This is a genomic window from Kitasatospora sp. NPDC127067 (assembly GCF_042724755.1).
Taxonomy (GTDB): Bacteria; Actinomycetota; Actinomycetes; order Streptomycetales; family Streptomycetaceae; genus Kitasatospora; species Kitasatospora lactacystinica.
Map to the genome: position 1 here is coordinate 17156 of NZ_JBHXEM010000106.1, position 14499 is coordinate 31654.

A 14499-nucleotide genomic window follows, 5' to 3' on the forward strand; every position below is an offset into this window, starting at 1 on the left:
GCCTAGTCGCTCGCACTCCTGCGCGAGTGAGCCCGGTCACGCAAGGCTGCCCTGTCCGCATGCCGACTTCCGCCTGGTCCTACCCTGGATGATGCTTCGCCGACGCAGCCGGACCAACTGGACAGCTAAGGACCGCCCCCATGGCTCCCACGCCAGACTTCGAGTACAGCGACCTGCTCCCCCTGGGCGCTGACCCGACCCCCTACCGCAAGATCACCTCCGAGGGTGTCTCCACCTTCGAGGCCGGCGGCCGCACCTTCCTCCAGGTCGAGCCCGAGGCGCTGCGGCTGCTGACGGCCGAGGCGATGCACGACATCTCGCACTACCTGCGCCCCGCCCACCTCGCCCAGCTGCGCCGCATCCTGGACGACCCGGAGGCCAGCCCCAACGACCGCTTCGTCGCGCTCGACCTGCTGAAGAACGTCAACATCTCGGCCGGCGGCATCCTCCCGATGTGCCAGGACACCGGCACCGCCATCGTCATGGGCAAGCGCGGCCAGAACGTGCTCACCGAGGGCGGCGACGAGTCCGCCATCGCGCGGGGCGTCCACGACGCGTACACCAAGCTCAACCTGCGCTACTCCCAGATGGCCCCGGTGACCATGTGGGACGAGAAGAACACCGGCAACAACCTGCCGGCCCAGATCGAGCTGTACGCCACCGACGGCGACGCGTACAAGTTCCTGTTCATGGCCAAGGGCGGCGGCTCCGCCAACAAGTCGTACCTGTACCAGGAGACCAAGGCCATCCTGAACGAGGCGAGCATGCTCTCGTTCCTGGAGCAGAAGATCCGCTCGCTGGGCACCGCGGCCTGCCCGCCGTACCACCTGGCCATCGTGATCGGCGGCACCAGCGCCGAGTTCGCGCTGAAGACCGCCAAGTACGCCTCGGCGCACTACCTGGACAACCTGCCGACCTCGGGCGACGCCAGGACCGGCCACGGCTTCCGCGACCTGGAGCTGGAGGCCAAGGTCACCGAGCTGACCCAGAAGATCGGCATCGGCGCCCAGTTCGGCGGCAAGTACTTCTGCCACGACGTGCGCGTGGTGCGCCTGCCGCGGCACGGCGCCTCGCTCCCGGTCGCGATGGCCGTCTCCTGCTCCGCCGACCGCCAGGCGCTCGGCAAGATCACCGCCGAGGGCGTGTTCCTGGAGCAGCTGGAGACCGACCCGGCGAAGTACCTGCCGGACACCACGGACGAGCACCTGGACGACGACGTGGTGCGCGTCGACCTCGACCAGCCGATGTCCGCGATCCGCGCCGAGCTGTCCAAGTACCCGGTGAAGACCCGGCTCTCGCTCACCGGCACCCTGGTCGTCGCCCGCGACATCGCCCACGCCAAGATCAAGGAGCGCCTGGACGCCGGCGAGGGCATGCCCAAGTACCTCCAGGACCACCCGGTCTACTACGCGGGCCCGGCCAAGACCCCCGAGGGCTACGCCTCCGGCTCCTTCGGCCCGACCACGGCCGGCCGGATGGACTCCTACGTCGACCAGTTCCAGGCCGCCGGCGGCTCGATGGTCATGCTGGCCAAGGGCAACCGCAGCAAGCAGGTCACCGACGCCTGCGCCGCGCACGGCGGCTTCTACCTCGGCTCGATCGGCGGCCCGGCCGCCCGCCTCGCCCAGGACTGCATCAAGAAGGTCGAGGTGCTGGAGTACGCCGAGCTCGGCATGGAGGCGGTCTGGCGCATCGAGGTCGAGGACTTCCCGGCCTTCATCGTCGTCGACGACAAGGGCAACGACTTCTTCCGCGAGACCACCGAGGGCCCGCTGATCACCAACCTGCGCGTCCGCTCCAAGGAGTAGTCCCGCACGCCCCTGCCCCGCCCCGGTCGCCCCTGCGGCCGGGGCGGCGGTGTTCCCGCGCGGCGGACGGCAGCCGGCCGCGGCCGGTGGGCGTCGTCCGGCGCTCAGGCGTCGAAGTCGTACTCCAGGACGTAGGAGGCGGCGTCCAGGATCATCTCGTTGAGCTCGACGACCTGGCCCTCGTCGGCGAAGGCGGTGCGGCAGATCAGGATGACGGGGGTGCCGGCGGACAGCTCCAGGCGGGCGGCCTCCTCGGCGCCGGGCATCCGGGAGCGGACCTCCTCGCGGAAGTGCACGGGCTTGGCGCCGATCTCGGCGAGCCGGGCGTAGGTGCCGCCGGGGCCGGTGTCCTCGCGGGTGATCGCGGTGCCCGCGACCAGGACGGCGGGCAGGTAGGAGGTCGACAGCAGCACCGGCTTGCCGTCGAGGACGAAGCGGCGGTGCCGCACGCACATCGGGGCGCCCGGGGCGGCCCCGAGCATCCGGGCCACGTGCTCGGGCGCGCCCCGCTCGGTGACGGACACCTGGTCGACCACCAGGCTGCGGTTGTCGATGTCCGCCGACCATATCGACCGGCCGGACCCCCACTGCCCCTGCGCCAGCCGCTGGATGCCGCGCCGGCGCAGCGGCCGGAAGTCCCGGACGAAGACCCCGGCGCCGCGGCGCGCCTCGGCGATGCCCTCGCTCTGCAGCACGCCCAGGGCCTGGCGGGCGGTCATCCGGGCCACGCCGTACTCGTCCATGAGGTCGTTCTCGCCGGGCAGGCGGTCGCCCGCGCGGTACCGGCCGGTGTCGATGGCCGCTTTCAGCGCTTCGGCGATCCGCTGGTACTTGGGCTGCTTGTCGCCATTGCTGCCGGTCATCGCCGCTCCCTCTGCCTCGGACAAATCGTAGGCGTGCCCGCGGTCGCCGGTAAGGAGATACGACCGTTGACATCTCTAGAGATATTAGCTTCTCTAGAGATGCTGGCCAGTCGCCGACCAGAGCGAGGAGCAGCACGGTGAGCACCCGACAGCGAAACACCCCGGCCTACCGGCCCCACGTGGGTGAACTCGTCCTCGACCGGAGGACCGGACGCACCGGCATCTACATGGACACCATCGGCGGCGAGCACTACCTGCGCCCCGAGCCCGGCGGCCGGGAATGGACGGCCGACCCCCACCAGGTCGCCCCCGCCCCCGGGGCGGGCGATTCAGCCGAATACGATCTTCCTCGGCAATTTCGGCAAAACGCGGGCAAACGGCGGCATTCCGACCACCGCAATACGCCCGGGTGAATCCGGAATTCCGGAACGTCCCGCACCCGCCGTCGGGCACGTTACGGATATCGCCGGTCACCATGAGTGCACCGCGGGCATGTTTCGGCCACCCGGTTGACACCTATGGGGAATTGGCGTGCCCATAACCACCGGTACCCCCGCGCCCGGACGGGGGCGACGGGGGCACTCGACCGGCACGGCTCACGCGTGGCCGAAGACGATGCTCTCCGGCTCGTACTTCTCGCCCGGCTTGCCGGTGTCCGGCTTGGCCGGCTCCAGCAGGTGGTCGGCCTCGTCGCCGAAGATCCCGTTCTCGATCGCGTTCTTCCGGTCGGCACTCGGCTCGGTGTACTCGGTCGGGTCCGAGGTCGCGGCGACCGCGCCCTCGACAGCCTGGCCGGCCTCCACAGCGGAGTCCGGGGCCGGGGTCTGCGCCTGGTTCTCGGGCGTCGACGGCACCGGGGTCTCGCTCTGGTCGTTGGCCATTGGCGGCCGCCTTTCGGTCATCAAATGTCGTCAGCCCGACCGGCTTGGCGCGGGCGCGGGCACAGTATCGTAGGGTTGATTAAATGTCCGATAAACATCGTGCGGCTTGCGGGACCGTCCGGCAGAGTCGGGCGTCCGCCTAAGCTGAAGCACCGCGGCGGACCGCCGAGCGCCCTTTCACGAAATCGACACCACAGGCCATCGGGGGACTTCATGGAGTTTCAGGAGACGCCGCCCTCGCCCGCGCTGCGCTTCCAGGTCCTCGGCCCGGTCCAGGCCTGGCTCGACGGGAAGCCCGTCTCCCTCGGCTCCCCCCAGCAACAGGCGGTCCTGAGCGCCCTCCTGCTGCACGCCGGCCGCCCGGTCACCACCCAGGACCTGGTCGACGCCCTGTGGGGCGATCGCCCGCCGGCCCAGGCGGTCGCCGCCCTGCGGACCTACGTCTCCCGGCTGCGCTCGGTCATCGAGCCGCGCCGCGAGGTCCGCGCACCCGCCGAGCTGCTGATCTCGGTCGCCGACGGCTACGCCTTGCGCATCCCGGGCGAGGCCCTCGACCTGACGGTCTTCGAGCGGCTCTGCGCCGAGGCCGCGGCCGCCCGGACGAACGGCGACAAGCAGGAGGCGCACCGGCTGCTGACCGAGGCACTGGGCCTGTTCAGCGGCCGCCCGCTCACCGGCATCCCCGGCCCCTACGCCGACACCCAGCGGCTCCGACTGGCCGAGCGCCAGGTGGCCGCCGCCGAGGACCTGTGCGCCGCCGCCCTCGCCATCGGACAGCACGCGGAAATCGTCGGAGAGCTCAACAACCTGACGACGGAACACCCGCTGCGCGAACGGCTGCGCGAACTCCTGATGCTGGCGCTGTACCGCTGCGGCCGCCAGGCCGAGGCCCTCGGCGTCTACACCGACACCCGCAAACTGCTCATCGAGGAACTCGGGGTGGAACCGGGCGTCGGCCTGTCCACGATGCACACCCGCATCCTCGCGGCCGACCCCGCGCTCGCCCTCCCGGCCGTGCCCGAAGCGGCGGCGAAGGACCGGCCCACCGCCCCGGCACCGGCCCAACTCCCGGCCGACGTCCTGGACTTCAGCGGCCGCACCGAGCTGGTGAGCGACCTCTCGACGGTCCTGATGAACGCCACCGGCCAGGCCGTGGTGGTCACTTCGCTGGCCGGCATCGGCGGCGTCGGGAAGACCACCCTCGCGGTCCACGTCGCCCACCGGGTCCGGGCCGAGTTCCCGGACGGACAGCTGTACGTCGACCTGCGAGGCGCCGGCGCCTCGCCGGCCGACCCGGTCGTCGTCCTCGGCGACTTCCTCCACGCCCTCGGTGTCACCGAGAACCCGGAGTCGATGGAGCAGCGCGCGGCGCTCTACCGCTCGCTGCTCGCCAACCGGCGGATGCTCATCCTGCTGGACAACGCACGGGACGCCGACCAGATCCGGCCGCTGATCCCGGGCGTCTCCGGCTGCGCGGTGCTCGCCACCAGCCGTTCCCGGCTCGCCGGCATCCCCGGCGCGCAACTGTTCGACGTCGAGGAGCTGACTCCGCGGGAGGCCCTGGCACTGTTCTCGGCCATCGTCGGGGAGCAGCGGGTCGCCGCGGAGCCGGAGGCGGCCATGGCGGTGGTCACCGCATGCGGCTTCCTGCCGCTGGCGGTCCGCATCGCCGCCGCCCGACTGGCCAGCCGGCCGCGGTGGAGCGTCTCCGACCTGGCCCGTCGGTTAGCCGACCAGCGTCACCGCCTGGACGAGCTCCAACTCGGCAACCTCGCCGTGGAGACCACCATCGGGCTCGGCTACGGACAGCTGTCCACGGCCGAGGCCCGCGCCTTTCGACTGCTCGCGCTGATCGACTCCCCCGACATCCCGCTCGCGGCCGCCGCGGCACTCCTCGGCGTGGACGAGGACACCGCCGAGGAACTCGTCGAGGCCCTGGTGGAGGCGAACATGCTGGAGTGCTTCACCCCCGGCCGCTACCGCTACCACGATCTGCTCCGCCTCTACGCCCAGCGGCAGAACGACCGGTCGGGCGACGGCGGGGAGCAGGAACGGGCCGTCCTGCGGCTGCTCGACCTGCTGATCCCGACCGTCCGCAACGCGGCCCGGACCCTCGAACCGGACGACCCCGAGCCCGAGCTGCTCACCACGCCGTCCTCGCCCGGGATCGGCCTGCCGACCAGCGGTTCCGCCCAGTCCTGGCTCCGGAGCGAGAGCGCCCTCCTGCTCAACTCCACGGCGGCGGCGGCGAACGGGCCCCGCTCCTCGCAGCACGCGGCGATCGACCTGTTGATCCTGCTGTACGGCCTCGATCCGGACCCGACCCACGGCCCCCAGGTACGACCGGTCCTGGAAGCCCTCGGACGCGAGGCGGAGCTCCGCGACGACTCCGCCGCACTCGCCCGGGTGCACTTCGTCCTGGGTGCCCTGAACTACGTCACCAGTGACTTCCAGGGCGCCGAGCACTCGCTGCGCCGCAGTCTGGACCACCAGTCACCGGACGTCCCGACCGTCCAGCTGCTGGCCACCGCCAACATCCTGGGCGTGATCCTGAGCCTGGGCAACCGTCCGGCCGAGGCCCTGCCGTTCATGGAACAGGCCCGGGCCACCAGCCAGGCGGTCGGCGCGCCGACCGCCGAGGCCCGCATCGTCAGCAACATGGCCCGGGCACAGCACCGGCTCGGGATGACCGAGACGGCGGTCCGGTCCGCCGGTGACGGTGTCGCCGCCGCCCGGGAGTCCAAGAACGGCCCGCTGCTCGCCCAGACCCTCTACCAGCTGGGCGTGGTGCTCTCCGGCGGCGACGCCGTTCCGCACCTGCGGGAGGCGCACCGGCTCTACCAGTCGCAGCAGAACCCCCTGTGGGAGGGCTACACCCTGGCCAGGCTCGCCTCGGCCCTGCTGGTCGCCGAGCAGCCCGCCGAGGCGGCCTCGGCGGCCGGCGAGTCGCTGGCGATCGGCCAGGAGCTGGGCTCCGCCTACTGCCAGGGCCTGGCGAACGCCGCACTGGGCGAGGCCCTGTTGGCGCTCGCCCAGCCGGCTCGCGGACTCGCCTGCCTCCAGGAGGCCCATGCGATCTTCACGCGGCTCGGTGTGCCTGAGGCCTCCCCCGTGGCGGACCTCATCTCCCAGCAGCACACCGAGCCCCTCTCTCCCCCCGCGCCGTAAGGCTTCCGCTCCCCCACGGAGAACCTCCCCCGTTCCGCGCGTCGGCGCCCCCGCAGCCCCCCGGCTGCGGGAGCGCCCTCAACGCTTCCCCGGCGCTGGACTCCACTGTGCACCGGACCGATTGACGTTCGATAAACGTCCGATAGTCAGCCTGCGGATCGGCAAAACCGCAGGTCATCGACGTTCCCCTGGCGCGCTGTCCGGCGTGCGCGGCCACGCGCACAACCCCGCCCGCACCCCCGTGCTTCCGCAACCCCGGCCACAACCACCCAAGCACGGCGAGTTGGCCGGAAAGGGACCCCACGGCACAGTGATCACGCATATTCTCAGATGCCAGTACGCACACGAGTGTCTGCTCGGAAACGCATCGGGGTGCAGTCCGTCCGCGTGGTGCGCAGAGCGTGACGTACCGCCACCGGCAGCGGCCCGCGGGGCCGCGGAGGAGCCACCGGAGGCCACGGGTGGAAGGGTGCCTCGCAACGTGACGACCGGACAGATATCGGACCCGTTCCCCGTCGACGAGGACGCCGGCGACGACGAACCCGAGGTACGGCGGCGGCGGGCGGCCCGGGCACTGCAGGCGGTCGCCTTCGACACCATCGGCACGGAGTACGGCGAGGCGTTCCCCGCCAAGGACGGACAGCTGGCCTGCGGCCGGCGGCTGCTCGCCGAGCTCGAACCCGGCGCCCGGGTGCTGGACGTCGGCTGCGGCACCGGCGAGCCGACCGTCCGCCAGCTGGTCGCCGACGGTCTGCGGGTGACCGGCGCGGACCTTTCCGACGGCATGCTCACGCTGGCCCGGCGGACCGCCTTCCCAGGCGTGTTCGCGCCGGTGTTCCATCGGATCGACCTGTACGATCTGGCCACCGAGCGTGCGGACCGGGTCTGGAACGCCCCCGAACTGGGGCCGGACGGCCGGGGCCGCTTCGCCGCCGTCACCGCGTTCTTCTCGCTGATCCTGCTGCCGCAGGACGAGATCCCGACCGTGCTGCGGCAGCTGCGCGAACTCCTGCGGCCGGGCGGACTGCTGGCGCTCGGTATGGTCGAGGCGGACCTGGATCACGTTCCGCTTCCGTTCCTTGGCAGAGAGCTGCGGATCAGTGGGTATCTGAGGGAGGATCTGGAGCGGGTTCTGGTCTCGGCCGGCTTCGCCGTCGAGGAGTGCTCGGGGCATCCGTACGCACCGGCCAGTACCTCGCTGCCGCCGGAGGAACAGCTGTTCCTGCGCTGTCGACGCGTCGGCTGATCGAACCGGGACAGGGCCGGCCGCACCCGCGGCCGGTGCAACAGAACAGCTCACCGACCACACCGAATCCAGGACAGGCAGCCGTGCGCGACCAGCTCAAGACCGAGGCGGAGCAGCCGCCCGCCGTCCCGGGCCAGCGCCGCCAGGTCCCGGCCGCGGCACCGGCCCCGGCGACGGCCCTGCCGGCAGCCCCGGTACGACGGGCGGGCGCACGGCCGGAACGCACCGAGATGGCGGACCGCCTGGCGTACCTCGACTCGGCGACCCGGCGGATCAACAGCGCCCTCGACCTCGCCGCGACGCTGCGCAACATCGGCCGGGTGCTGGTCCCGACGCTCGCCGACGCCGCCGTCGTCCACCTGCGCGACCCGCTGCCCAACGTCGAACGCGAACCCGGCTTCCCTGAGGAGCTGCGGATACACCACAGCACCGGCACCCGGATCGGCCGCCGCGGCCGCCCGAGCGGTCTGGACGACCGGCGCCGCTCCCGCTACGGCGCCCGCTCGACCGCCGACGGCGGCCCGGCCACCCCGGTGACCCGCGGCGGGGCGCTCGCCCACGCCCTGCTGAGCCGCCGCCCCGCCGAGGCCGCCGTCCTCGGCACCCCCGCCGCCGAACGCGCCGAGACGCTGCTGCGCGAGCTGTACGGCACCCGCGGGGTGGCCCGGCTGGCCGCCGGCACCTCCGTCCTCGCCCTGCCGCTGCGCGGGCGCAAGGCCGTGCTCGGGCTGCTGATACTGATCCGCCGCCCTCCCGAACGCACCGGCCGCCCGGTCTTCGACGCCGCGGACACCGCGACCGCGGCGCACCTCGCCACCCAGGCCGGGCTGGCCGTGGACACCGCGCTGCGCTACGCCCGCGAGTGGGAGATCGCCAACGAACTCCAGCGCAGCATGCTGCCGCTGCGCCTGCCGCAGTCGCACGGCGTCCGGATCGCCCAGCGCTACCTGCCCGGCGAGCGCGGCGCACAGGTCGGCGGGGACTGGTACGACGCCGTCCCGCTGCCCGGCAACCGGGTCGCCCTGATCGTCGGCGACGTGATGGGCCACTCGCTCACCTCGGCCGCCATCATGGGCCAGCTGCGCACCAGCGCCCAGACCCTGGCCGCCCTCGACCTGCCGCCCCACGAGGTGCTCTACCACCTGGACGAACAGGCCCAGCGGCTCGGCCGGGAACAGCACCTGGCCACCTGCGTCTACGCGGTGTACGACCCGATCGCCAACCGGGTGGTGATGGCCAACGCCGGACACGTCCCACCGGTGCTGGTCCGCCCGGACGGCATCGCCGAGCTGGTCGAACTGGACTCCGGGGCACCGATCGGCGTCGGCGGGGTGGACTTCAACTCCGTCGAACTGCCCGCGCCGCCCGGCTCGGCCCTGTTGCTGTTCACCGACGGCCTGGTGGAGACCCGCACCCGCCCGATCAGCGACGGCCTGGAGATGCTGCGCGCCCGGATCGCCGCCGCCCGCTGGCAGTCCCCCGAGCAGCTGTGCCAGGAGGCGCTGCGGATCCTGCCGCCCGGCGACCGCGGCGACGACATCGCCCTGCTCGGCGCCTGCTTCGACGGCATCCCGGCCGGGGACGTCGCCCACTGGTACCTCCAGCCGCGCAACGAGACTCCGGGCCGGGCCCGCCGACTGGCCGCGCACACGCTGCGCCGCTGGGGGCTGGACGAGCTGAGCGAGGCGACCGAGCTGATGGTCAGCGAGCTGGTCACCAACGCCGTCCAGCACGCGACCCGGCCGGTCACCCTGAGCCTGGTGCGCACCGCCCGGCTGCGCTGCGAGGTCGGCGACGACAGCCCGCTGCTGCCGCGCCCGCGCCGCACCGGGCCGGAGGACGAACGCGGGCGCGGGCTGCAGATAGTGGCCCGGTGCGCGGACCGCTGGGGTGCGACCAGGCTGGGCACCGGCAAGGTGGTCTGGTTCGAACAGCGGCTGCCCGCGGGGATGTGACCGCGCCCCCTCCAACGCGGGGGCGCGAACGCGGGAACGCCCGGCGGGAACGGATCCCACCGGGCGCCCCGTACGGGTCGTCCGACCGCTGCCCCCGGGCCGGGGCTCCTCGGGCCGGGCCTCCTGGCGCCGGGGGCTTCCGGGGCCGGGGCCGTCAGATCCGGGTCGGCTCCACGGTCGGCTGCTCGGCCGGCTCCCGCGTCCCGTCCTCGGCCGACCGTCGCGCGAGCCGGGCCATCAGCTGCTCGCCCTCCATGTCCACCCGCGGCACGACCTTCTCCAGCCGCTTCGGGAACCACCAGGCGGCCTTGCCGAACAGCGCCATCGCGGCCGGCACCAGCGCCATCCGCACCACGAAGGCGTCCACCAGCACGCCCACCGCGAGGGCGAAGCCGATCGGCTGGACGACCGGATCGTGGCCGAAGACGAACGAGCCGAACACCGCCACCATGATCAGCGCGGCCGCCGTGACCACCCGGGCCCCGTTCCGCACCCCGGCCACCACGGCCTCGCGCGGCGCCGCGCCGTGGACGTGCTGCTCCTTCATCCCGGAGACCAGGAACAGCTCGTAGTCCATCGCCAGCCCGAACAGCACGCCGATCAGCAGGATCGGCACGAAGCTCACCACCGGACCGACCTTGGGCACGTCGATCAGCCCGTCCAGCCAGCCCCACTGGTAGACCGCGACCACCGCGCCGAGCGAGGCGGTGACGCTGAGCAGGAAGCCGGCCACCGCCTTGAGCGGGACGAGCACCGAGCGGAACGCCAGCGCCAGCAGCACCACCGCGATCCCGACGATCACCGCGAGGAAGGGCGGCAGCGCCTGGCCGAGCTTGGTGGAGACGTCGATGTTGGCGGCCGTGGTGCCGGTGACGGCGATGTCCGCGCCGGTCTCCGCCTTCAGCTCCGCCTTCCGGTCGCGGATCTCGTTGACCAGCGCCTCGGTGTCCGCGTGGTCCGGACCGGTCTGCGGGATGACGGTCACCAGCGCGGTGCGGCTCTCCCGGTCGACGGTCGGCGGCAGCAGCGTCCCGACGCCCTTGAGGGTCTGGAGCTTCGCGGCCACCTCCTGCACCGCCTGCTCGGGCCGCGGCGCGCCGTGGGCGTCCACCACGACCACCAGCGGAGCGTTGAAGCCCGGCCCGAAGCTCTCGCCGACCAGGTCGTACGCCTTGCGCGCGTCCGTCCCGGCGGCCTGCGAACCGCCGCTCGGCAGACCGAGGTTCAGGCTCGCGGCGGGCACCGCCAGGGCGCCCAGCCCGGCCAGGGCGACCAGCAGGACGGGCAGCGGGCGGCGGACCACGAAGCGGCCCCAGCGCTCGCCCATGGTGGTGCGGCCGTTGGCGGTCAGGGCCCGCTTCCAGATCGGCAGCCGGTCGATGGCCCGGCCGGTGAAGCCCAGCACGGCGGGCAGCAGCGTGATCGCGACCAGGACGGCCACCACGACGGCCCCGGAGGCGGCCAGACCCATCACGGTGAGGAAGGGCACGCCCGCGACGGCGAGTCCGGCGAGCGCGACGACCACGGTCAGGCCGGCGAAGACGACGGCGCTGCCGGCGGTCGCGGTGGCCCGGGCGGCGGCCTCCTCCGGCTCCAGGCCCTCGTCCAGGTGGCGGCGGTACCGGAAGAGGATGAACAGCGCGTAGTCGATGCCGACCGCGAGGCCGACCATCAGGGCCAGCACCGGCGCGGTGGTGATGATCTCGAAGGAGCCGGTGAGCGCCAGCAGGCCGGCCATCGTCACGCCGACGCCGACCAGCGCGGTCAGCAGCGGCAGCCCGGCGGCGACCAGCGTGCCGAGGGTGACCACCAGCACCAGCCCGGCCACCACCAGGCCGATCGCCTCGCTGCCGCCCTCGATCCGGGCCATCGTGTTGTACGCGTCGCCGCCGAAGGCCACGTCCAGCCCGGCCGCGCGGGCCGGCTCGGCGGCGGCCTTCACGGCGTCGCGCTGCCGGTCGGTGACGTCGGCGAGCTTGTGGTCGAAGGAGACCAGCGCGAGCGCGACCTTCCCGTCCGGCGAGAGCGCGCCGGTGGCGTACGGGTCCGGCACCGCGGCCACGCCCGGCACCTGGGCGATCCGGGCGACGGCCTCGCCGACCGCCCTGCTCGCCTCGGGCGTCCCGATGCCGCCGGGCGCGCCGGCGGCGAAGACGACCTGCGCGGAGCCGTGGCCCTGCGCCGGGAAGGTGTCCTTGATCCGGTCCAGGGTGGCCTGCGCCTCGGTGCCCGGGACCTTGAACTCGTCGGTGGTCTTGCCGGCGAAGGCGCCCGCGGCCCCGCCGATGGCGAGGAGCAGGGCGATCCAGACGGCGACGACGGCCCGTCGCCGCCGGAAGCAGTATCGGCCCAGTCGGTACAGGTACGTGGCCATCGGCGGTCCCTCGGGTCGGTCAGGGCAGGTCGCGTCCCACCGTAGACTGAACTTTGTCGGGCGACAAAGTTGACCGACAAGATCGCACGACACAGTTGCCCGCCCGTGGCGCTACCCTGACTGGATGGCCCACGTCCCCGCCTCCGAACGCCGACCGCAACTGGTCCAGGCCGCGATCGACCTGATGACCAGGGAGGGAATCGCCGCCGGCAGCACCCGCGCGATCGCGGCCGAGCTGGGCGTGGCGCAGGCGACGGTGCACTACACCTTCGGCACCAAGAAGGACCTCTACCGGGCGGTCGTCCAGCAGCTGAAGTCCGACTTCGTCGGCGAGGTGCGCGCCGCCTCCCCCGGCGACGGCGCGTTCGGCGAGCAGGTCCGCACCCTGGTGCTCGCGCTCTGGGAGGCCGCCACCGGCGAGCACGGACGCTGCGTGCTGCTGAGCGAGTTCGGGGCGCTGGCCATGCGCGACCCGGACATGCAGGAGATCATGCTCGGGCTCCAGCACGACATCGAGGGCACCGCCACCGAGATGCTCGACGCCCTCGCGGCCGCCCACGGCCTGAGCCTGGCGCTGCCCGCCCGCCGGATCGCCGTCCACTTCCTCGGCGGCTTCGACGGCCTGACGGCCCGCCACCTCACCCTGCGTCGGCCCGGCGACCGGCCCGACCAGGACACCCTGGAGGCACTGGAGCTCCTCGTCGCGACGACGGTCGGACTCTGCCTGGGCACCCCGGCGGCGGAACTCCGCCGGCCGGACGCCCTGCGCGCTGCGCGCTAGCTAGTGCCGCATCAGGCAACGTTCGCCCTGGTGACGATTTCGTGTAGGCGTTCGTCCGCTGCGTGCTTGTTCCGCCAGATGATGTAGCGGCGGATCATGCTGCCCTGCTCTTTGTGGCTGGCGTGGTCGGTGCCGTCGAGAGTGAAGTAGCGCAAGGCGGTGAACTGGGCCTCGATACGGTTGAGCCAGGAGCTGTTGGTCGGGGTGTAGGCGATCTCGACGTTGTTGGCCGCCGCCCACGTTCCGACCCGCTGGCACCGCTTCGTCGTCAGGTGCGGCGAGTAGTTGTCGCAGACGATGGCGATGCGCACGTCCGCCGGGTGCAGTGAGCGCAGGTAGCGGCAGAACTCCAAGAACTTGGAGCGGTTCTTGGTCTTCTTGATGTGGCCGTAGAGCTGGTCCTTGGCGAGGTCGTAGGCGGCGAACAGGTGTCGGACCCCGTGCGGTCGGGTGTAGGTCGCCCGCCGCCGGGGCCTCGGTTCACGCTCGGGATCCTTGTGCCGGCCGCCGCGTTCGGCCCACTGCCGGCCGGGGTGGGGCTGGAGGTTGAGCGGCCCGAACTCGTCGAGGCAGAAGACGACTTCTGGCTCGCCTTCCTCGGGTACGACCTCGCCGTCGGCGATCGCATAGAGGTGCTCGACGCGGGCCTTCTTGGCCGCGTAGTCGGGGTCGCGGGAGGTCTTCCAGGTCTTCACGCGTTGAAAGGAGACGCCCTCCACGCGGAGCAGGACCCGAAGGCCCTCGTGGCTGATGTCGTCGACCACCCCCTCGGCGACCAGGAAGTCGGCCAGCTTGGCCAGGCTCCAGGTCGAGAACGGCAGGCCGTGCTCGGCCGGCTTGGACTTGGCGATCTTCTTGATCTCCCGGCGCTCGGGCAGCGTGAACGTCCTCGGCCGTCCGCCCCGGTACTTCGGGTAGAGCGAGTCGAAGCCGTCGGCGTTGAAGTTGTGGATCACATCCCGGACCCGGTCCGGGCTGGTGAACGTCACCTCGGCGATCTTCGCCACGGGCATGCGCTGGGCGGACAGCAGCACCATCTGGGCCCGGCGCCAGGTCACCACCGACCCGGTGCCCCGGCGGACGATCCGCAGCAACCGTCTGCCCTCGTCGTCATCGATCTCACGGACCTGCACGCGTTCAGCCACGTGATCATTCTGACTGTCCCTCCCGGACTACGGATGTCAGCCGGTTGAGGCAGGATCCCGGCATGCTGGTGATGAAGAATCGGGCGGGCTTGCTGGCCAAGCGACCGTCGAAGCCGACCGTGAGCGCGGCAGTAGCCAATCTGCAGCGCGGCAGCGCTCTGATCCTCGAACGCGTGGATGAGGAGTCGGGAGACTGGTATGTCCAGGTCCGGATGCGTGAGGACAACACGTTCCAGCTGGAGTACCGGGAAGGCGTCCCTGCCGAGCACTACCAGACC

At 72.3% G+C, this 14499-nt stretch carries 10 protein-coding genes and 1 pseudogene; 7 read left to right on the top strand and 4 right to left on the bottom strand.

The annotated features are described in order from the left end of the window. The first annotated feature begins 140 nt into the window (after positions 1–140). A complete protein-coding gene (locus ACFWJ4_RS31460; protein WP_359899520.1) occupies positions 141–1808 on the top strand; it encodes a fumarate hydratase in 1668 nt (555 codons plus the stop codon). Between the two features lie 104 nt (positions 1809–1912). Here the strand turns inward: ACFWJ4_RS31460 and ACFWJ4_RS31465 are convergent, their stop codons facing one another. Further along, positions 1913–2671, bottom strand: a complete 759-nt coding sequence (locus ACFWJ4_RS31465; RefSeq protein WP_380550011.1) for a GntR family transcriptional regulator — start codon at positions 2669–2671, stop codon at positions 1913–1915. A gap of 137 nt (positions 2672–2808) precedes the next feature. On the opposite strand from ACFWJ4_RS31465, the gene ACFWJ4_RS31470 reads away from it, so the two are divergent. Beyond that, complete coding sequence (locus ACFWJ4_RS31470) at positions 2809–3084, top strand: hypothetical protein (RefSeq protein WP_359899518.1); 276 nt, start codon at positions 2809–2811, stop codon at positions 3082–3084. A gap of 183 nt (positions 3085–3267) precedes the next feature. On the opposite strand, the gene ACFWJ4_RS31475 is transcribed toward ACFWJ4_RS31470, so the two are convergent. Then, positions 3268–3552 (bottom strand): hypothetical protein, encoded by a 285-nt coding sequence (locus ACFWJ4_RS31475; RefSeq protein WP_359899516.1) that lies wholly within the window; start codon positions 3550–3552, stop codon positions 3268–3270. Between the two features lie 213 nt (positions 3553–3765). On the opposite strand from ACFWJ4_RS31475, the gene ACFWJ4_RS31480 reads away from it, so the two are divergent. The 3 genes from ACFWJ4_RS31480 (at position 3766) to ACFWJ4_RS31490 (ending at position 9921) form a co-directional block, all read left to right on the top strand. After that, positions 3766–6720, top strand: a complete 2955-nt coding sequence (locus ACFWJ4_RS31480) for a BTAD domain-containing putative transcriptional regulator (protein ID WP_380550014.1) — start codon at positions 3766–3768, stop codon at positions 6718–6720. A 574-nt stretch (positions 6721–7294) separates the two neighbouring features. Further along, entirely contained in the window at positions 7295–7966 is a 672-nt protein-coding gene (locus tag ACFWJ4_RS31485; protein WP_359899589.1) for a class I SAM-dependent methyltransferase, read from the top strand. An 83-nt stretch (positions 7967–8049) separates the two neighbouring features. Further along, positions 8050–9921, top strand: coding sequence for an ATP-binding SpoIIE family protein phosphatase (locus tag ACFWJ4_RS31490; RefSeq protein ID WP_359899512.1), 1872 nt, complete (start codon positions 8050–8052; stop codon positions 9919–9921). Positions 9922–10075: 154 nt separating this feature from the next. Here ACFWJ4_RS31490 and ACFWJ4_RS31495 read toward each other — a convergent pair whose 3' ends face one another. After that, on the bottom strand, positions 10076–12295 hold the full coding sequence (locus ACFWJ4_RS31495; protein WP_380550017.1) for an MMPL family transporter: 2220 nt from the start codon (positions 12293–12295) through the stop codon (positions 10076–10078). Between the two features lie 124 nt (positions 12296–12419). On the opposite strand from ACFWJ4_RS31495, the gene ACFWJ4_RS31500 reads away from it, so the two are divergent. Beyond that, positions 12420–13076 carry a TetR/AcrR family transcriptional regulator gene (locus tag ACFWJ4_RS31500; protein ID WP_359899509.1) on the top strand — a complete coding sequence of 219 codons (657 nt, stop codon included), beginning with the start codon at positions 12420–12422 and terminating at the stop codon, positions 13074–13076. An 11-nt stretch (positions 13077–13087) separates the two neighbouring features. On the opposite strand, the gene ACFWJ4_RS31505 is transcribed toward ACFWJ4_RS31500, so the two are convergent. Then, on the bottom strand, positions 13088–14221 hold the full coding sequence (locus ACFWJ4_RS31505; RefSeq protein ID WP_380550020.1) for an IS630 family transposase: 1134 nt from the start codon (positions 14219–14221) through the stop codon (positions 13088–13090). A gap of 62 nt (positions 14222–14283) precedes the next feature. Between ACFWJ4_RS31505 and ACFWJ4_RS31510 the strand changes: the two are divergent. Further along, a pseudogene (locus tag ACFWJ4_RS31510) lies at positions 14284–14499 on the top strand (hypothetical protein); the annotation flags it as partial.

Bases quoted from the DNA above. Each gene is read 5' to 3' on its own strand.
- ACFWJ4_RS31460 (WP_359899520.1), top strand. From the start codon at position 141: ATGGCTCCCACGCCAGACTTCGAGTACAGCGACCTGCTCCCCCTGGGC.
- ACFWJ4_RS31465 (WP_380550011.1), bottom strand. From the start codon at position 2,671: ATGACCGGCAGCAATGGCGACAAGCAGCCCAAGTACCAGCGGATCGCC.
- ACFWJ4_RS31475 (WP_359899516.1), bottom strand. From the start codon at position 3,552: ATGGCCAACGACCAGAGCGAGACCCCGGTGCCGTCGACGCCCGAGAAC.
- ACFWJ4_RS31480 (WP_380550014.1), top strand. From the start codon at position 3,766: ATGGAGTTTCAGGAGACGCCGCCCTCGCCCGCGCTGCGCTTCCAGGTC.
- ACFWJ4_RS31495 (WP_380550017.1), bottom strand. From the start codon at position 12,295: ATGGCCACGTACCTGTACCGACTGGGCCGATACTGCTTCCGGCGGCGA.
- ACFWJ4_RS31500 (WP_359899509.1), top strand. From the start codon at position 12,420: ATGGCCCACGTCCCCGCCTCCGAACGCCGACCGCAACTGGTCCAGGCC.